We start from the raw sequence: 19,833 nt of genomic DNA, 5'->3' as shown, positions 1-19,833 counted from the left end.
TTATAGCAAATTAGGGAAATAAAGCATAGTACCACGGCAAATGGGCTTGTTACTTAAAGGTGAACACTTAAGGTGTGAAAAGTAATGTGCAGGCTATGCGGTCCGGATTTGCTTTTTATAAAGGTGTATATCATGGGAAAAACAGATAACTATAAGATTATTTTAAAACAGGGATGCGGAGAAATCGTTGAAAAGAAATCAAGATTCATAGCCAATGTCCTGCCTGTTAACAGTGTGCAGGAGGCAGAGGAGCAGATAGCTGCTTATCAGAAGAAGTTCTGGGATGCAAGGCACAACTGCTATGCCTTTGTAATAGGCGCTGATTTTGGAACAACCCGCTGCAGCGACAACGGAGAACCCTCCGGCACTGCAGGTAAACCTATTCTTGAAGTTATAAAAGGATCCGGTGTTACAAATGTACTAATTATAGTAACCAGATATTTTGGAGGCGTGCTCCTTGGCACCGGCGGCCTTGTGCGCGCATACACTCAGGCTGCCCAGGCAGGCCTTGCGGCTTCCGAAATAGGAGAGATGGTATATGGCAAACGGTATCACCTCACGGCAGACTATACTCTTATCAACAATATTCAATATTACCTTCGTCAGGAGGAAATCCCGCTTGAGAACGAGGCCTACACAGACAAGGTCGAATATGACATAACAGTCCGCATGGAGGATACCTCCAGAATTGTTGACGGTCTAACGCAAAAAACTGAAGGAAAGATTGTAATAGATGAACTTGAAGAAGGTTATTTTGCATTTTGATTTCACTATTCTAATGCTCATGTTTTGTAGTAAAATCTAATTTTGGAGGAGCATTATGAAAAAAGTAAACATAAAATTACATGTATTTCCTTTGATACTTGCTGCATCACTGATGGCAATGCCGGGCAGCATAATTACTTCTGAAGGAGCTTTGGCCGATACAGATATAGAGGAGCCTATCACAGGTCTGGAGGAATCATCAGAAGGCACAGGCTCAGAGATATCTTCAGGCAATGCGGAAGATACGGAGTCTTCTGTTAAGGTTCAGCCGGACAACGATTCTCAGGATGAGATTCACGGTATATATGTCAGCGCTCATGTGGCAGGAACTTCCGGAATGATGAATGAGATAATAGAGCATATCGATGAAACCAGCATTAATGCGGTTGTTATCGATGTGAAAACAGATGAAGGAAGAATCGCTTTTGACATGGATTCCGAATTTATAGATGGGCTTGGAGTAGAGGACATTCTTGTTAAAGATATGCCGGGACTATTGGAAACTCTTCATGAACATGGTGTTTATGCGATTGCAAGATGTGTTGCCTTCAGAGATCCCTTCATAGATGAGATCAAGCCTGAATGGATGCTGAAAAATGCAGACGGAAGTGTCTATGAGGACGCCAAGGGGTTCAACTGGATCGATCCCAGAGTGAAGGAGGCCAGGGATTATCTGATAGAAGTTGCGAAGGGATGCAGGGCAGCAGGTTTTGATGAAGTTCAGTTTGATTATGTGAGATTTCCAACAGGAATCAAGGAAGAAGATATTGGGATTAACGGCTATGGAAGGCGCAGGGCTGTGTATGAATTTGTGAGATATGCCCATGCTGATCTGAAAAAAGAGGCCATTCCCCTTTCTCTTGATGTTTTTGGAACCATCATCAACTCGGTTGTTGACAGTGATATCGTAGGGCAGGAATATCCCTGGCTTTCCATGGATTGTGAGTACCTCTCACCGATGATATATCCGTCGCACTACTATGAAGGAACCATGGGCATTGACTATCCCGACCTTCATCCCTATGAGACTATAGACGGCGCCATGAAGAATTCTGATTTGGCATTAAAAATTGTTAATCCTCTGGGGAAAAGACAACAGGCAAAGGTACGTCCCTGGCTTCAGGGGTTTACCGCATCATATCTAAGTAAATACAGAACCTATGGCGTACAGGAGCTGCAGGATCAGATAAGGGCAGTGAATGATAACGGTGTTTACTCCTGGATAATATGGAACCCTTCCTGCAAATATCAATGGGACGCTTTTAAATAAAGATTGGATACACACAAAATGGATTACAGTAATTACGAGATATATGATTTTGACCATGTAAGTGCATTTAATATGGCAACAGGATTTAAGGGCAGAAGCTATCAGATGCACTGGCATTCATATGGCGAGATTGTCCTTGTGGGCCCTGGAAAACCGAATATTTACAAGGTTGGCAAAAACACATACGAGCTGATACCTGACGATATAGTTCTGGTGTGGCCTATGGAGACTCATGCAGTAGTAGATGCAGACAGAGAAAAAGCCCTTGTTATACAGTTTTCAAATTCATTTATGAATTCTCTGTTTGATCTTCAGAGGATAATGCATATGTATCGCAATCTCCACATCATCTGTGTGGAGGCGCACCCTGAGCTGGCGGCAGAGCTCAAAACCATAATTGAAAAGATGAAGGATATCTTCTTTTCGGATATGAAGGGCTGCGAGATCAGATGTTGTATGCTGCTTATGGAATTCATGCTGACTTTAGCGGAACACAGAAATGAGCTGGCTCCTGAACTGGAGGAGGATCCCTACGGCTATACTGACGACGTCATGCAGCGAATGATAATGGTCACTGACTATATCAAGAATAATCTTACTGCGGATGATCTGTCACAGGGGACAATGGCCAGCATGGCAGGAATAAGCAGGGACTATTTTTCAAGAATTTTTAAAAATGCAACCGGAATGAACTACAGCAAATGGCTGAACATGATAAGGCTTGAGAGGGCATCCGAGCTCCTTGCGGAGGAGGGCAGAACCTTGACAGAGGTTGCGATGCTGTCAGGTTTTCAGAGCATTCCCAGCTTTAATCGTGTTTTTCGCGAAGAGAAGGGAATGACACCCAGAGCCTACAGGGCTCTTTTCGTACGACAGTCTGATTGAGGCAGCTATTTTTGAAGCTGCCATTCTTTCTAATTCCCCATCTTTAGATGGAATGACTTTCCTTTGCCGTAGCCCTGATATTTGTCCAAAATCTTGTTAAGACTGCGGTAGGGATTTTCAATCAGTCTGATGTCATCATTTAGCTCGAGCAGAAGATCATCCTCGCTGTTCCACTGAGGCCAGTAGGGCAGACCGCCCTTGTTGGGGTCACCTGTCTTGGCAAAATTGGTCCAGTAAGTCTGCATGATTTCAGAGAGATCCTCGTCCTTTTTATTGTACATTCCTTTGTGGCGATAGAGGTTGCCATAGGCATAAACCATCTCACCGGCGTGGTTATTGCTTAGATAATTATTTGTTTTTGTGAAAAAGTACTGATATACAGGCTTTTTCTGCTGCTCCATGTATCTGCTCCATACAAAGTGACTGTAGGAAAACCATGCGTCGCTGTAGACATAAGCTGCGCTTCCCTTTGCTTCGCCGCCCGCATCTACAATAAAGGTAGAATCTCTTTTGATGCTTCCCGGAGGCACGATTGTAGCAGCATCTTGGGCAAAATGACCAAGCACGGGCTCAAGCACTTCTTCATAATTCTCATTTGTAGCCTTTGTGTTTAGTATAAAGGCATCTGCCTCTTTCAGATTGGAACCGTTTAAAAGAGCCTGCTCGTGGTTTTCACCTTTTTCATATGTAAGGTACGGCTGCTCTTTAATGGCGTAGCCGTCAACGCACATACTGTCATTATCGGAGGTTGTTTTCACAAGCTTTCTTGCACTGACTTTTCTTAAAGCCTCGATATCTTTTGCACCGAATTCCTTCATTACAATCTGACCTTCATCAAGCGCTTCCGACATATCTCGGAAGGTGTGATAAGGCTTCTTGACATTGATACTGCTGCTTTCTGCAATTGCTCTTACGAAAAGACCTTTGGTAAGCGGCGATACGCACAGGGCATTTACTGATGATGAGCCTGCGGATTCACCCGCAATCGTGATGTTTTCAGGGTCTCCGCCAAAGGCACCGATATTTTCATGAACCCATTTTAATGCCATAATCTGGTCCAAAAGACCGTAGTCACCGGTGGTTCCATTCGGAGATTCTGTCGCCAGCTCCTCGTTTGCCATGTAACCGAAAACGCCGAGTCTGTATGCAAAGTTGACGAGGATCACGCCCTTTTTGGCAAAGCTCTCGCCGCGATACTCGGTATTAAAAGAACTGCCTGTAGTAAGCGACCCGCCATGTATGAAAAATACTACAGGGAGCGGTTCACCTTCATAATCAGCAGGTGCAAAAATATTCAGGTAAAGACAATCCTCGCTCATTTTTTCCCTGTACTGATCCTTCCAGGAAAACTCGTAGTTGTGAGTCCCAAGAATACTTGAGAGAGAAGAGTAGAGAGTTGACTTGGCAGGCTGCATGGCCTTGGGAGCGAAGGTATCACAGGCCCTTACGCCTTCCCACTTTTCAGGATCCTGCGGCTCTTTCCATCTAAGGTCATCGACAGGGGGCTTGGCATAGGGGATGCCGGCGAAAATCGATACTCTGCGATCCTCGCTGTACACTCCTGTAAGGTCGCCTTGATCTATGTGGACAATGCCGGTAGCCTCCGGGTTTTGGTAGGTGACAGCAGGTGTCAGCTTTTCAGGAGGAGCCGTTACGAGATAGTTTATGAAAAGTGCAACCGCAAGGGCAGCCAGTCCTATAAGGAGCTTTTTAACATCCCATAGTTCCTTCTTTTTTAGGAACTGTCTCACACAGAAGTAGACTAAAAAAAGAAATATACCGACAGCCCATCCTGCAAGTATATTCTTGGAAAGCTCTAATAAAATAATGTATAAAATCGCAACAATCATCAAGAAAATCATCATTTGTCCTCTTCCATAAATCGCATCTTATTGCTGCCTTCGGGCTTGGGCTGACCGATGGCTACGCCGTGCTGTTCAGAGCGCTTTTTTTCACGCATGCATTGCGGGCAGATGGTACCAAAACTTGTTGGTCTTCCGCATATCTGGCAGTAGTTGCCCATGATGATCTCCTTCATTGTGGGGTCATCCTTGTATTGGATGCGACCCTGTTTTATCCACTCCTTCACTTTGGAAAGCGGAATACCAAAGTGTTCGGCAACATCATAATCTTTTACATCATTTGCACGGATGTAGTCGCGGACTTCACAGAAAAGCTCCTGTTCAGCGCATTTTGGGCATAAATTGCCCTTTACGTCATGGAGAATTCTCCTTCCGCAGTTGATACAAACCCTGGTTTTGGGAGTATCATCCTTATGAATTTTCAGCTTATCACCCTGAAGAGCTTCAAATCTTTTCAGGTTCTTCTCATAATCATCCATATATATATTTTAAAACGATAATAATCAAAATTAAATACAACAAGTGAAGTTTATATTTATTTAATGATATAACAGGACCCGAAATTATTGCACAAAAAAATGCCGCGTGATATACTAACTGAGTTTTGAAAACAAATAACATTGATTTCTTATTAATATAGAAGAATTTTTAGTACGGAGGAAAACCATGAAACAGACAAGAAACGATGTCAGAAACGTAGCAATTATCGCCCACGTCGATCACGGTAAAACAACACTGGTTGACGGACTGCTCAGACAGAGCGGCGTATTTCGTGAAGGGCAGGACGTCGTAGAGCGCGTTATGGACTCAGGCGATATCGAGCGTGAGCGCGGAATCACCATCATGTCCAAGAACACAGCCATCAAATATAAGGATATCAAGATCAACATCATCGACACACCCGGCCACGCAGATTTCGGTGGCGAGGTAGAGCGAGTTCTTAAGATGGTTAACGGCGTTATTCTTGTTGTTGACGCTTTCGAGGGTGCAATGCCCCAGACCAAGTTCGTTCTTGGTAAGGCCATGGAACTGGGACTTCCCGTAATTGTTTGTATAAATAAGATCGACAGACCTGAGGCACGTCCCAATGAGGTTATTGATGAAGTTCTTGAACTTCTCCTTGATCTTGGTGCAGATGATAAGCAGCTTGACTGTCCTTTCGTATTCGCATCAGCTAAGGCAGGTGTTTCATCAATGTCACTTGATGAGCCCGGAAGCGACTTGAAGCCTCTTCTTGACACTATCATCAACTACATCCCCGCTCCTGTGGGTGATCCTGATGCAGGCACACAGATGCTTATCAGCACAATCGATTATAACGAGTATGTAGGCCGTATCGGTGTAGGTAAAATTGATAACGGTACACTTAAGGTTAACCAGGACGTTGTTATCGTCAATCATCATGAGCCTGACAGAATCATCAAGACTAAGGTCAGCAAGCTCTATGAGTTTGAGGGACTTGGAAAAGTTGAGGTTCAGGAAGCAGGAATCGGAGCAATCGTTGCTGTTTCAGGTATCTCAGAGCTTAAGATTGGAGATACACTCTGCGCAGTTGATGCTCAGAATGCTATTCCTTTCCAGAAGATTTCCGAGCCTACTATTTCAATGAATTTCATCGTTAATGATTCACCTCTTGCAGGTCAGGAAGGTAAATATGTAACATCACGTCACATCCGTGACCGTCTTTACAAGGAACTTAACACAGACGTTTCTCTTCGTGTTGAGGATACTGATACTACAGAGACCTTCAAGGTTTCAGGACGTGGTGAGCTTCACCTTTCAGTTCTTATTGAGACTATGCGTCGTGAGGGCTATGAGTTCGCTGTAAGTAAGGCTGAGGTTATCTACAAGACCGACGAAAACGGTAAAAAGCTTGAGCCTATGGAGAAGTGCTACATCGATGTTCCTGAGGAATTTTCAGGAAGTGTCATCCAGAAACTCGGTGAGAGAAAAGGTGAGATGATCAACATGGGACTTGCAAACGGTGGCTACACACGCCTTGAGTTCCTTATTCCTTCCAGAGGACTCATCGGTTACAGAGGTGAGTTCATGACAGATACCAAGGGTAACGGTATCATGAACACAATCTTTGATGGATATGCACCTTATAAGGGAGATATCTCATATCGTAAGCAGGGATCACTTATAGCTTTCGAGACAGGTGAAGCAGTTACTTACGGTCTCTTCAATGCTCAGGAGAGAGGACAGCTCTTCATCAGCCCCGGCGATAAGGTTTACTCAGGTATGGTTATCGGTTCATCAGGTAAGAGTGAGGACATCGAGGTCAACGTATGTAAGACAAAGCACCTCACCAACACAAGAACTTCTTCTTCAGATGAAGCTCTGAGACTTGTTCCTCCGAGAATCATGTCACTTGAGCAGTGCATCGATTTCATCGACACTGACGAGCTTCTTGAGGTAACACCTACAACACTTCGTATCCGCAAGAAGATACTTGATCCTACACTCAGAAAGAGAGCTGGCTTCGCAGCTAAGAATAACAAGAAATAATATTGTTTGTAGAAATAATCATATTTTATAAAATTGCTCCATGGCGGTGGTCATGGAGCAATTTTTTTGTTCCATAGGAAAGTTTGTTTTCTGTGAAAGTGGTTTTCTATGCAAGTGAGTTTCCTATAGAAGTGTGTTTTCTAAGGAAGTGTTTTCTTATGGAAGTGTTTCCCATGGAAATGTTTCCTATGAAAGTGGTTTCTTATGAAATAGAAGGCTGCGCTAAGGAAGCGCGCTCGCACGATAGGAATATGTTGTATTCCACAACCGCGCTCGGCGCAAGAATATCGCGAGCAGCATTCTTTTTTTATATCACGGTTGTATAGATCATATGGTTGATGGAAAGGGGTAATGGTTGGCGGAAAGCGCTTATTGTTCTGCTACCATAGCGGAAAATGTAGAAGGTAGCAGAAGAAAACCAGACAAAAGTTCTGCTACCATCGTGAAACTGTGAGAAGGTAGCAGAAGAGAACCAGACAAAAGCTCTGCTACCATAGCGGAAAATGGAGGAGGTAGCAGAACAGAACTAGACAAAAGTTCTGCTACCATAGCGGAAAATGTAGGAGGTAGCAGAACAGAACCAGACAATAATTCTGCTACCATAGGGGAAAACGGAGAAGGTAGCAGAAGAGAACTAGACAAAAGCTCTGCTACCATAGCGGAAAACGGAGAAGGTAGCAGAATGGAATCAGACTAAAGTTCTGCTACCATAGCGGAAAACGGAGAAGGTAGCAGAAGAGAACCAGACAAAAGTTCTGCTACCATAGCGAAAAATGGAGAAGGTAGCAGAAGAGAACCAGACAATAATTCTGCTACCATAGCGGAAAACGGAGAAGGTAGCAGAGTAGAATGAAGTCAAGCCTGTCGCCCACGAAATTCAATAGGAGTGACACCAAAACTCTTCTTGAAAAGTCTTGTAAAATATGAGTAGTTGTCATATCCCACATACTGCGAGATATCGTGGATAGGATAATCTGACTCGGCCAGGAGCTTCTTGGCAAGCGACAGGCGCTTTTCTATAACGTAGTTTTTGTAGCTCATGCCGGTCTCTTTTCTGAAAATTTTGGTGATGTAATCAGGATCAAAAAAGAACATGACAGAGAGCTGCTCCCGGCTGATATCCTCACGAAAATGATCGTCTACATATTTAAGCAGCGCTGCGACATTGGATTCATTCTCGGATGCTTCTGTCGGAATTTCAGGAAGGCTATTACTTTTTTGTGGCGAAGATGAGGGTGAATCCTTATATTCTTTTATGGCCTTTTTGATTATTCTGGTAAGCTCGGCATAATCGATGGGCTTTAAGAAATAGTGGAAGCTCTTTAGCTCTATAGCCTTTTGAGCATAGGAAAAGTCTGCGTAATTTGTCAGGAAAATTGTGGGTACATTGTTTCCGGTTTCACGCAGATAATTTAATAAATCCAAACCTGACCCATGTGGCATATCAATGTCACTAAGGAGGAGGTCTATTCTATTATTTTCGGTAATACTTTTTGCAGTACTTATATTATTAGCTGTGAAAACCTCAGTTATTCCAAGGCTCTCCCAGGCTATTCCCTTTTGAAGGGCTGCTATTACAAAGCGATCGTCATCTACAAGCAAAACATGCATAAAATCTATACCTTTCTATACTTCCCAACCAAGTATGGCAAGAGGAAACCCAAACCAAGAAATCCCCAACCAGTGCAGCAAGAGAAAAACCCAATCAAGAAATTCCAACCAAGTATGGCAAGAGAAAAACCCAATCAAGAAATTCCAACCAAGTATGGCAAGAGAACCCCCAAACCAAGAAATCCACAACCAAGTATGGCAAGAGGAAAACCAAATCCAAGAAAACCCCAATCAAGTGCAGCAAGGGACCCAAAAAAATCCAAGAAATCCCAACCAATACTACATATCTCGAATTTCGCGTATCTTGGGAAGGCCGAGCCTTACGACGCCGCCTCCATCCAAAGCGTTGTCCAGGCTGAATTCGTAATCATCATTGTATAGAAGCTTAAGCCTCCTGACGCAATTGGTGATTCCGATTCTTGCGCCATCCGTGGTCAGATATTCTCCGTTTTTTATTTTCGCAATTACATCTTCCGGAAAGCCCTGACCGTTATCTTTTATACAGATCTCGATGTAGTCGGTACCGTTTTTGGCATAGTCTTTTCCCGTGATAGAGATCATAAGACTCTCATCCTTAGTCTCAGCATATTTGATTATGTTTTCCACAAAAGTGATGAGAAGAAGCGGAGGAATCAGAATGTCATAATCCTTTTCATCAATATCACAGTCATAGTCGATGTCCTCCGACAGGCGCATCATTTGAATGTCCAGATAATCTTCGGCGTGGGCTATCTCGCTGCTAAGTGTTACAAAGTCCTTGTCTGCCTGGAAAAGATATCTGAAATATTTGGAAGTGAATTGCAGCATTTTCCTTGCTGCAGATACATCCCCCAGACTTAGCATACTGTCGATGGTCGTAAGGCAGTTTAAGTAAAAATGCGGCTTTATCTGCTGCTGTAAAAAAAGAATCCGGAATTTATTCTGATCAAGCTCAGCTTCGTAAATATTTATTCTAAGTCTGGTTATCTCATGTATAAGGCTCTTAAACTGGTCATTTATCTGGTTCAGCTCCTGAAGCCTTGAGTCTGTCAGGTCAATACTAAGGGAGTCCGAGAGAGTATCCATTTTTGACAGGTTGCTTGAAAAAATCTTAATGGGGAGTATGACCTTTTTATAAGTAAAAAGGATGTAACCTCCCATGATCACACTCAGTGTCAGTGCAGTCAGAAAAACCAGGAATTGTAGCAGGAAGATTTTGCCGTAGCTTCCAAGCATGTCCGAATCAATGATGAGAGTGAACGGAAGACCTGACTCTTCTCCATTAAAATATAGCTTATTGTAATAGTATCCAAGTATCCCTTCAGGACTTTGAGAAGTCTGGTAAAAGGTCTCTCCATCCAAGGTCTGCAGCTTGATATTTCCCCGCTTTCCAAGAGCTATGCTTGAGAGAGGAGCGCTGATATCCTTTGCTGATACCATCGATACGAAGGTTCGATGATTATATGTTATCAGGTAATAAATATACGGTACGTCGTCAATTGTGGTGGTGTGCCATGAAAAGCCATCTGAACCTAAAAGCTTCACGGAATCGGAGATGATTTTCTTTTTAATCTCCTTATACACTGCATAATTTACCTTCAGCTCGGATGCATTTATGAAAATATTGCCCTCATCCCAATAAAAAAAGTACATGTATTCTGAGCCGGTCGAATATTGCATATCACTGACTCTAAGGCGTAGTTCATAACTGGCCTGTCTGTAATCACCCATCTTTTTTTCAAGAGAAAAAGCGTCAAGGATTGGGTCATGTACAACAGTCCATTGAACGAAGTGCTCAACAGCATCAAGCTTTCCCCTTAGCTCAGTGGCATAAATATTTACGGCATTTTCCACAGACAGATTGTTCTGCCGTCTGATTTCAAACAGGGAAAAGATACTTATTATTATGAATATTATTACTATCGGAACCGCCAGCCATAGTGTATTCCTCAAAAACTGCACCACGGGATAGGCTCTTGTTTTTCTTGAGTTTTCCATAGCTACATTAATATATAATGGCATTTCAAAAGACTACAGAAATCGTTTTCCTGTTCGGAAAAGTGCTATTCACAAATCTGAAAAGTGCTATTTTTAGAAACTACAAAAATATAATATTAGCATTAGCAAAGAGATATGCGCATATGCAAAAAACGCAAAATGTGTGCAATTGGTTTTGCAAAACGCAGAATGAGTGCAATCGCATTTGCAAAAAAGCAGAATGAGTGCGATCGGTTTTGCATATATTCAGTTTCCTAAGGAGTAGTTCCTTAGATGGGAGGTTTGGGTCTGTGAAAGAGAAGGTTTTGAAAAACGTAAAAAAATACTATCAGCTGTATTTGCTTCTTATACCGTCAGCTGTGTTACTTTTCTGTTTTGCATATCTTCCGATGGTTGGAATAATAATCGCTTTTCAGAATTATTCGCCGGCATTGGGAATAATGCAAAGTCCCTTTGTGGGTATGAAAAATTTCATCCAGTATTTTAGATCTTATCAATTTACCGTAACTATCAAGAATACACTGGTTCTTAGTCTTTACAGCATAATAGTCGGTTTTCCGCTTCCAATCCTGCTTGCGCTTATGTGTAACCAGATGAAGACAAAGATGTTCAAAAAGTTTTTCCAGGTTGTGACATACCTTCCGCATTTTATATCAACCATGGTTATGTGCGGACTTATACTTATTTTCCTGTCACCAAGCAGTGGACTTTTTGCAAATCTGTTCAAGCTTTTCGGAGCTGAGTTTCCAAACATAATGTCAAGCACAGCAGGCTTTAAGCACGTATATGTATGGAGTGATATCTGGCAGCACCTTGGTTGGGACAGCATTATCTATCTGGCTGCTCTTGCGGGAATAGATCCAACCTACTACGAGGCTGCAACTGTGGACGGAGCAAGTACGCTTCAGAAGATCAGATTTATCGATATTCCGATGATACTTCCCACGGCAATGGTACTTCTCATCATGAGAGCCGGCAGTATTCTCGGTATAGGATTTGAAAAGGTATTCCTTCTTCAGAATGTTCAGAACATTATGAGCAGTGAGATTATCTCCACATATGTTTACAAGATGGGTATGCAGAGTATGCAGTACAGCCTGTCTACTGCAATCGGACTTTTTAATACAGTAGTAAATGTGGTGGTACTTCTTCTTGTGAATTTCATCGCGAGAAAACTTACTGACAGCAGTTTGTTCTAAGAAATTCAATATTCGTATTAGACCGGGTCCTCGCTTTTTCATCTTTGAGTTCAAGAAGTCATAAAAACAAATATGATTATTGAATTTCTAAAGTAATAGCGGATTTAAGTATATGGAGGAGTTAGAAAATGGAAATAGCAGTAAGGCGTGAAGATACCGTCGCTATAAAAAAGAAAAAACTGATCACTCAGGATAAAGTGGTGAATGTGATTTTTCATATGATTGCGGTTCTTATGATAATCGCGGTAATATATCCGCTTTGGTTTGTAATAATCGCATCCTTCAGTAATCCTGCGGATGTTGCAAACGGAAAAGTCTGGATATGGCCAAATGTCATAGATGCAAGAGGATATCAGAAGCTGTTCGAGCAGAGCCAGATATGGAAAAGCTATCTGAATACAATACTGTACACCGTAACAGGTACATTGGTTGCTCTTTTCGTGAACATTACCGCCGGTTATGCCATGTCGAGAAAAGATCTTCCTTTTAGAAAATGGATAAATTTATTCTACCTGATTCCTATGTTTGTAAGTGGAGGACTGATTCCAACATATCTTGTAGTGAAGCAGTTTGGACTTCTTGACAGTTTCCTTGTAATGGTCCTGCCATTTTCAGTATCAACTTACAACATTATCGTGGCGAGGACATTTTTCCAGAATTCTCTGCCGGATTCACTATGGGAGGCAGCGCAGATTGATGGCTGCAGTACTTTAAGGTATTTTGTCCAGTTTGCAGTACCGCTCTCCAAGGCAGTAATCGCGGTAGTTGGACTTTGGACAGCAGTTGGGCTGTGGAATCAGTGGTTCAACGCACTTATATATCTCCAGAATGAAAATCTGATACCTTTGCAGCTTCTGTTAAGAAGAATACTTATCTCAAACGAGTCTCTTCTTGGTGCTGCAACAGGCACTATGGCACAAGAGCTTAGACAGCTCTCCGATATGATGAAATATGCTTCAATTGTAGTTTCGACTTTGCCGATCATGGCGCTGTACCCGTTTTTGCAGAAATACTTCAATCAAGGAGTAATGATCGGAGCGGTAAAGGGTTGAGAACAACCTCTTTTCAAATGGAGATTTAAAAAATCGGAGCAGTAAAGGGTTGAGAACACCCTCTTTTCAGATGGGAGGTTTAAAAATCGGAGCAGATGAAAAATGGTTGATGATTACTCTGTAAGGTTTTAAATATCTAAACTCAGAGTGATATATAATGTTTTTTAAGAAGGAGAAAAGAGATGAAAAAGAAAATCAAGATGACAGCAACTGTACTTGCACTCAGCACAATGCTGGCAGCATGCGGACAGAGCGCCCAGCAGGCATCAAATACTGCCGGTTCGGAAAATGCTACTGCGGCAGCAGGCACAGAGAGAAGCGAAGATGCAGCTTCAACCTATAAAGTGGCATCTGTAAGATGGGCTGACTGGGGAGAAGATTATCACACAGGTTTTCCGGACAAGGCAGCAGAAGAAGCAGGTATCACAGTTAACTGGGACACAATTTTAAACTCAGACTGGGGTGACAAGAAAGCAGTACTTCTTGCGGGTGGAGACCTTCCGGATGCATTTATGGGCTCAATCTGTTTTTCGGAGTCAGATGTTCTGACAAATACAGGATCATTCATAGCTCTTGATGACTACATTGATGAGTATATGCCTAATTTCAAGAGCATTATCGAAAGTGATCCTACTATGAAAGCTCTTGCAACATCAGCAGATGGCCACATTTACGGACTTCCTTCCAAGAAGCCCTGCAGACCTACTGTAGCAAACCAAATGTTCATCAATAAGCAGTGGCTTGATAATCTTGGTCTTGAGCTTCCTACAACTTATGAAGAGTTTGAGCAGGTTCTTACAGCTTTTAAGGAGCAGGATGCAAACGGCAACGGCGATGCAAATGATGAGATTCCTTTTGGCCAGGGCTATGCTGATTCAGTAATGTTCTTCTGCCTGCCCTTTGGAACAACAATCGGCGCTGACGGCACATATATGATGGCTATTCAGAATGGTGAGCCTGTATATCTTCCTGTGACAGAAGGCTATAAAGAAGGTATTGAATGGATGCACAGCTGCTATGAAAAGGGACTTATCGATCCTGAGCTTTTCACAGAGGACAACTCTATGCGTGATGCTAAGCTCATGAATGAGACTCCTATCGTAGGTGTTGCTCCCGGATGGACAGCAGACGCAACCTTTGGTGCAAATGCATCACAGTATGTGGCACTTCCGGCATTAAAAGGACCTTCAGGCGAAGCATATATTTCATCTGATCCTGAGCACTGGAACTACAGCAGATATGAGTTTGTTGTGACTTCTGCATGCCAGAATCCCGGCCCGCTTCTTTCATGGGTGGACAAGTTCTATACAGAGGATGCTTCAATTCAGAACTTCTATGGTTCATTTGGAATCGGTGTGGAAAAGAATGACGCTGACGGCACATACACAGTTCTTGAGCCCCAGGATGGCAATTCAGCCGATACTTTTGCATGGATTGAGTCACTTCGTGATTTTGGACCTAAGTATATTGCAGACGGTTTCAATGACAAGGTAAAATATGCAGCAGAAAACGGCGATGCTTCCAAGCTTGCACTTGATAAGGAACTCGGAAAATATGCAAAGGAAGCATTCCCCAATGTAAGCTACACAACCGATCAGCTTAACACACTTTCTACTCTGTTCTCAGACCTGGATTCCTATGTTACATCTAACCAGGCAACATGGGTTACAGAAGGCGGCGTAGATGAGCAGTGGGATAACTACATTCAGACTCTTACTACAATGGGATATGAAGATTTCATCAAGATCCAGCAGGATGCTTACAACACATATAATTCAAATAAGTAATTCCGGTAAGTGATTTGGCTTAGTATTTTGGTTTAGCACTTTTAGGACGTAAACTTAAGAAGGGGCTGTGAAATGAGATAATCATTTTTCACAGTCCCCTTTTTTATAATATAGAAATTTCTCTGAAATTCCTATATTATAAAAGCGCTCCGCTAAGGATGCGACTGGTGCGCAGATGAATTTTGCAAGCTAAAGCTTGCGCGCACCAGCGCGCAAAGAGTCGCGAGCGACTCTTTGTTCTAGCATAGGAAATAGTTTTCCTATGCTATAAAAAGCACTCCGTGAGGATGCGCACTACTGTGTATGACATTTCACTAGGCTCGAAAAAACCTCGCCAAGTGATCTGCACATCGCGCGAAAGGAATATGTTGCATGCTGCAACCGCGCTCGGCGCGAGAATGTCGCAAGCGACATTCTTTTTTTATATCACGGTTGTATAGATCATATGGTTGATGGAAAGGGGTAATGGTTGGCAGAAAGCGCTTATTGTTCTGCTACCATAGTGGAAAACGGAGAATGTAGCAGAGCAAAATCAGACTAAAGTTCTGCTACCATAGCGGAAAATGTAGAAGGTAGCAGAAGAGAACCATACAAAAGTTCTGCTACCATAGTGGAAAATGTAGGAGGTAGCAGAGTAGAACCAGACAAAAGCTCTGCTACCATAGCGGAAAATGTAGAAGGTAGCAGAAGAGAACCATACAAAAGTTCTGCTACCATCGTGAAACTGGGAGAAGGTAGCAGAATGGAATCAGACAAAAGTTCTGCTACCATAGCGGAAAACGGAGAAGGTAGCAGAGCAGAACCATACAAAAGTTCTGCTACCATCGTGAAACTGGGAGAAGGTAGCAGAATGGAATCAGACAAAAGTTCTGCTACCATAGCGGAAAACGGAGAAGGTAGCAGAGCAGAACCAGACAAAAGTTCTGCTACCATAGCGGAAAATGTAGAAGGTAGCAGAACAGAACCATACAAAAGCTCTGCTACCATAGCGGAAAACGAGAAGGTAGCAGAAGAGAACCCTCGCGAGCTGTCTGACTATTTGAGTTTTAGCTCCTGACCAACATAGATCAGGCTTGGATTCTTAATGATATCTTTGTTTAGCTCATATATATCCAGCCATTTTGTCCGGTCACCAAGCTGTTCTTTGGCAATCTTTATAAGGTAATCACCGGGCCGAACGATGTATGTTGCAGCCACAGATTCAGAAGCTTTGGAGACTTTGCTTTCTCCTGAGCCAAGATTAACTTTTAAAGCGGCTTTTTCATCATCTGACAGACCGATAGATGTTAAGAATTTATCAGCTTCCACGGCGAGATCTGCGTTTTTGGCATCAGTTATTCCAAATGCGTTCTCAAGGTTTTTGGTTACATTGTTAACGATGAAGTTATATTTGTCATCACCGGGTTTTACACCATAATAGTTATAGTAGGTGGTTGCAAAGTCTGCGAGCACTTCTTCATAACTTGCACCCATAAAACATTCAACAATGGCGCATACAAATCCTGCGCGGTCTTTGCCTTCTGTGCAGTGAATTTCATATACGCCGGGATTTTCAGCAAAAAACTTTAATCCTTTTGCGAGCTTATCCTTGAAGTCATGAGCAGTAAAGTCAACGCCCATATTAAGGGCAATAAACTTTTGTTTTGAGTAATAGGTATTGTCAAAGCCTTCGTAGGATTTTGCAGTTTCTTCATCATCTGCCAGGTTCATAATAACAGTTACACCGGCTTTTTCTATGGCAGCATTTGCGTAAGTATTTCTGTTATATTTTGGATTTATTGGAGATGCGGATCTGTAGAGTTTTCCTTCTCCGATTCCGGTAGTTGTAATGGCCCTGAAGTTTGCAAACTCCTCATCAGATAAGTCAGGATAATCAGTTCTCTCTGTTGTATATGTCATCTGGCGAAACTGGTATTCCTCGTAATAGCCTCCGGGGGTATTCATAGTAATTGTGAAAGTAAGCGGATATTCCACGCCATCTGCAGCTTTCCAGGTAATTGTGTTATCTTTGGCAGTTTCTTTTACGGCAATTTTGTAGGTGGTTGCAAAATCACCCATATTTATGGCTAATACTACATATGTATCTTCTTTTCGGGCCAAAATCGCTGGTTTCTTCGTTTCAACATCAGAAAAATTGCTACAGAAAGGCAGTTCCAGAGTCTGATCCAGGAAGGATACATTAACAATATCGCCATAAGAGTACCCTGCTTCCAGCATTTCTTTGCACTCAATAGATAAAGTTACATTACCATACTTCTCAATCTTTTCTGTTTCAGCGGTGCATGACAGTTCTGCAGCGTTAGAGGTATCAGACGATTTTTCTGTATCAGCAGCCTCTGTCTTATCCGCTGTTTCAGCCAGCGTGGTGATTTTTGTAGGAACAAAAAGAGTTGTGGCAATTAAAAATGCCATAAAGAATGATAAGTGTTTTTTATTCATTTTAGCCTCCATTCTTGTAAAATTTTCTATTAATAATTTTATGTTATGTTCACTGTTATAGATATTAAAAAATAATGAAAAATGTGCAGAATGAAGTTGATTATGGGATTTTGGTGTATAGGTTATAGCTGCAATTATGCTATCTGATCCTATCGGGTTTATGTTTCGGCACATCCAAAAAAGAGAAGTAATCGGCTGTTTGCAGCTATTACTTCTCTTTTTTTATGGGCTATTATTTCACAGACCCTTTTTTACTTCTTTCGATTTGTAGATTACAAATCATAGCTATGCAATTTTATTTTTTCCTTACTAAATGTGATCTTTCTATAAGATTTGTATTAGTCGAGCGTGCTGTAGAATGAATCTATATTTTCCTCAGGAAGATTAACCGGATCCCATCCATAGTCCTTATAAGCCTTTATGCTGAGGTTGTTGGCAGCAACATAATTTGCAATGATCTGAGCTCTGGTTTCTTCTCTAAGCTTTTCATCCTGACCATCTTTCATGAAGGCATCGTAGTTGTCACCGAATATTTTCTTAGCACTTTCTGTAAAGCCTGTGCCGTCTTCACAAACATCCATTGATGTCACTTCATATCCTTCATCAGTTGACTTGACATGTATGCATCCGGGATGAGAACCACCTGAAATATTCTCAAGAGTATCTCCGTTCAGGTCATATTTGAAAACCCAGAAGTTTCCATAAACTTTTATATCTGACTTATCGGATTCATCTTCCTTAATAATGACAGGGCAGGGAATGCATACCTGACCATCCAAATAACCTTTTCCAAGTTCATCTACCATATATTTATAAAGCACACTGTAAAACAGCTCAGGCCCCGGATATTCATATGCAGGGAGCTCTCCTGAATTTTTAGCATTTTCATCTGTACCCAGTGTCGCATCTCCTATAGGCTGGAATGTTATAACCTGCGCCTCGGATGATTCTGCAAAAAGTTCATCCATTCTGCTTTTTGCAGTTTCGTTATCATAATCCTCAAACTGAGAATTAGTGGTCTTATAGTAATAAGTTGCATTTCCGTCGGTATCATACTTAACGTAGCTCTCTTCAGCCTCGATAATGTTTCCGGTATCTACCAGGTATTTTGACATAAAGTGATTACCGCCAACATAGAGATTACCGTCCTTTACTGCAAGAGGATATGCTGTTCCGCCTGCTGATACGGTGGCAATATATGTAGGAACTGAATCTTTATAGACAAAAATCTCAGCATCTATTGCTGCATATTCTCCGGGTTCCCATTCATAGGTTCCGCTTGAAACCAGCAGTACATCCTCATCACCCAATGTAGCGTTGGCATAGCCCTTGCCATCTTCGAGCTTATCTACTATTTGTGTAAATGTATCGCACCCTGTTATATCAATAGTAGATTTCTGTTCAGGTGCTTCATATACATCCGAAACTTGAAATGTAGCAGGGTCATATTCTATGCTTGCTGCGCTATCAGCAGAAGACCCGGCTTCATCTGAAGATGCTTTGTCTGCAGAAGTATCCGCAGCAGCTTCCTCAGAAGATGCTTTGTCTGTAGAAGTATCCGCAGCAGTTTCCTCAGAAGATGCGTCCGTAGTTGCTGCTTCCTGAGTTCCCTGTTCAGTAGGCTTTACGTCAGCCGTGTTCTGGTCTGCGCCCTTACATCCTTGAAGTGAAGCAGTAATAGTCAATCCTGCAAGTAAAATTGCTGTCATTTTCTTTCTCATAACTTGCCTCCTTTTCATGCAGCTCTTAAAACTGCTGTGCATAGTGAAAAAGTTATTACTTTATAGAGAATTGTTTTTGATGTTATGTGGTATTGGTTTCTTTAGCAGTAGTTTTTTGCATGTTCGATATAACATCATATTATTATCACTATATAATAATACAATAAATATATACATAATCATAGTCCGGGTTTCTTTAGATTTTTGTTTTCCTGAGGAAAAACAAGAATCTATGACTTTTTCTGGTGAAAAATTTATGATTTATAATGATTTCACCCCCTCACAAATACTATGATAAAATAGTATGTCCAACACATGTCCATCAAATAGGAAAAGATAGTCTAAAATGCACAGGGATTATGATTTTCTCAGATCCCAGTGATTGAAAATTTGCATGTGTACACTGGAGTCGAGTCTTTTTCCTAATCCCAGGGTATAGCTGAAGAAATCAGTACCCTGGGAATAAGGATTTTTCCTAATCCCAGGGTATAGCTGGGAAAAACAGTACCCTGAGAAAAGGATTTTTCCTAATCCCAGGGTATAGCTGAAGGAATCAGTACCCTGAGAATAAGGATTTTTCCTAATCCCAGGGTATAGCAGGGAAAAACAGTACCCTAGGAAAAGGATTTTTCCTAATCCCAGGGTATAGCTGAAGAAATCAGTACCCTGGGAAAAGGATTTTTCCTAATCCCAGGGTATAGCTGAAGAAATCAGTACCCTGGGAAAAGGATTTTTCCTAATCCCAGGGTATAGC

At 42.0% G+C, this 19,833-nt stretch carries 14 protein-coding genes; 8 read left to right on the top strand and 6 right to left on the bottom strand.

Annotated features, from left to right (window positions below; all coding sequences use genetic code 11):
- Nucleotides 1-132 precede the first annotated feature (132 nt).
- The 3 genes from ACHCNF_RS06555 to ACHCNF_RS06545 are packed head-to-tail and all read left to right on the top strand — an operon-like array spanning nucleotide 133 to nucleotide 2,920.
- Nucleotides 133-765 (top strand): YigZ family protein, encoded by a 633-nt coding sequence (locus tag ACHCNF_RS06555; protein ID WP_408071980.1) that lies wholly within the window; start codon nucleotides 133-135, stop codon nucleotides 763-765.
- A 55-nt stretch (nucleotides 766-820) separates the two neighbouring features.
- Entirely contained in the window at nucleotides 821-2,035 is a 1,215-nt protein-coding gene (locus tag ACHCNF_RS06550; RefSeq protein WP_408071979.1) for a putative glycoside hydrolase, read from the top strand.
- 18 nt (nucleotides 2,036-2,053) lie between these two features.
- A complete protein-coding gene (locus ACHCNF_RS06545; protein ID WP_408071978.1) occupies nucleotides 2,054-2,920 on the top strand; it encodes an AraC family transcriptional regulator in 867 nt (288 codons plus the stop codon).
- Nucleotides 2,921-2,949: 29 nt separating this feature from the next.
- On the opposite strand, the gene ACHCNF_RS06540 is transcribed toward ACHCNF_RS06545, so the two are convergent.
- Nucleotides 2,950-4,785: a carboxylesterase/lipase family protein gene (locus ACHCNF_RS06540; protein WP_408071977.1), complete on the bottom strand. Its 1,836-nt coding sequence runs from the start codon at nucleotides 4,783-4,785 to the stop codon at nucleotides 2,950-2,952.
- Nucleotides 4,782-5,261 carry a hypothetical protein gene (locus tag ACHCNF_RS06535; protein WP_408071976.1) on the bottom strand — a complete coding sequence of 160 codons (480 nt, stop codon included), beginning with the start codon at nucleotides 5,259-5,261 and terminating at the stop codon, nucleotides 4,782-4,784. Before ACHCNF_RS06535 ends, ACHCNF_RS06540 begins: the two co-directional genes overlap by 4 nt.
- Before the next feature lie 187 nt (nucleotides 5,262-5,448).
- On the opposite strand from ACHCNF_RS06535, the gene typA reads away from it, so the two are divergent.
- Nucleotides 5,449-7,293: a translational GTPase TypA gene (gene typA, locus ACHCNF_RS06530; RefSeq protein ID WP_408071975.1), complete on the top strand. Its 1,845-nt coding sequence runs from the start codon at nucleotides 5,449-5,451 to the stop codon at nucleotides 7,291-7,293.
- Nucleotides 7,294-8,148: 855 nt separating this feature from the next.
- Here the strand turns inward: typA and ACHCNF_RS06525 are convergent.
- Together ACHCNF_RS06525 and ACHCNF_RS06520 are read right to left on the bottom strand one after the other, a co-directional pair.
- A complete protein-coding gene (locus tag ACHCNF_RS06525; protein ID WP_408071974.1) occupies nucleotides 8,149-8,904 on the bottom strand; it encodes a response regulator transcription factor in 756 nt (251 codons plus the stop codon).
- Nucleotides 8,905-9,183: 279 nt separating this feature from the next.
- On the bottom strand, nucleotides 9,184-10,905 hold the full coding sequence (locus ACHCNF_RS06520; RefSeq protein WP_408071973.1) for a sensor histidine kinase: 1,722 nt from the start codon (nucleotides 10,903-10,905) through the stop codon (nucleotides 9,184-9,186).
- Between the two features lie 266 nt (nucleotides 10,906-11,171).
- Between ACHCNF_RS06520 and ACHCNF_RS06515 the strand changes: the two genes are divergently transcribed.
- From ACHCNF_RS06515 to ACHCNF_RS06500, 4 genes are all read left to right on the top strand, one after another.
- On the top strand, nucleotides 11,172-12,080 hold the full coding sequence (locus tag ACHCNF_RS06515; RefSeq protein ID WP_408071972.1) for an ABC transporter permease: 909 nt from the start codon (nucleotides 11,172-11,174) through the stop codon (nucleotides 12,078-12,080).
- Nucleotides 12,081-12,208: 128 nt separating this feature from the next.
- On the top strand, nucleotides 12,209-13,132 hold the full coding sequence (locus ACHCNF_RS06510; protein WP_408071971.1) for a carbohydrate ABC transporter permease: 924 nt from the start codon (nucleotides 12,209-12,211) through the stop codon (nucleotides 13,130-13,132).
- A 182-nt stretch (nucleotides 13,133-13,314) separates the two neighbouring features.
- Nucleotides 13,315-14,919, top strand: a complete 1,605-nt coding sequence (locus ACHCNF_RS06505) for a type 2 periplasmic-binding domain-containing protein (RefSeq protein ID WP_408071970.1) — start codon at nucleotides 13,315-13,317, stop codon at nucleotides 14,917-14,919.
- A gap of 610 nt (nucleotides 14,920-15,529) precedes the next feature.
- The gene (locus ACHCNF_RS06500) at nucleotides 15,530-15,976 is read left to right on the top strand and encodes a hypothetical protein (protein ID WP_408071969.1); all 447 of its coding nucleotides are present in this window, start codon (nucleotides 15,530-15,532) and stop codon (nucleotides 15,974-15,976) included.
- On the opposite strand, the gene ACHCNF_RS06495 is transcribed toward ACHCNF_RS06500, so the two are convergent.
- Both ACHCNF_RS06495 and ACHCNF_RS06490 read right to left on the bottom strand, forming a co-directional pair.
- Nucleotides 15,955-17,358, bottom strand: coding sequence for a tyrosine-protein phosphatase (locus ACHCNF_RS06495; RefSeq protein WP_408071968.1), 1,404 nt, complete (start codon nucleotides 17,356-17,358; stop codon nucleotides 15,955-15,957). The two genes, ACHCNF_RS06500 and ACHCNF_RS06495, sit on opposite strands and share 22 nt — an antisense overlap.
- A gap of 338 nt (nucleotides 17,359-17,696) precedes the next feature.
- Complete coding sequence (locus ACHCNF_RS06490; protein ID WP_408071967.1) at nucleotides 17,697-19,079, bottom strand: hypothetical protein; 1,383 nt, start codon at nucleotides 19,077-19,079, stop codon at nucleotides 17,697-17,699.
- Between the last annotated feature and the right edge of the window lie 754 nt (nucleotides 19,080-19,833).

It is taken from the genome of Butyrivibrio sp. NATIVEDY162, from assembly GCF_045999815.1.
Classification (GTDB): domain Bacteria; phylum Bacillota; class Clostridia; order Lachnospirales; family Lachnospiraceae; genus Butyrivibrio.
Note: the sequence above shows the minus strand (reverse complement) of the source record. Positions and strands in the feature narration are given on the sequence as shown.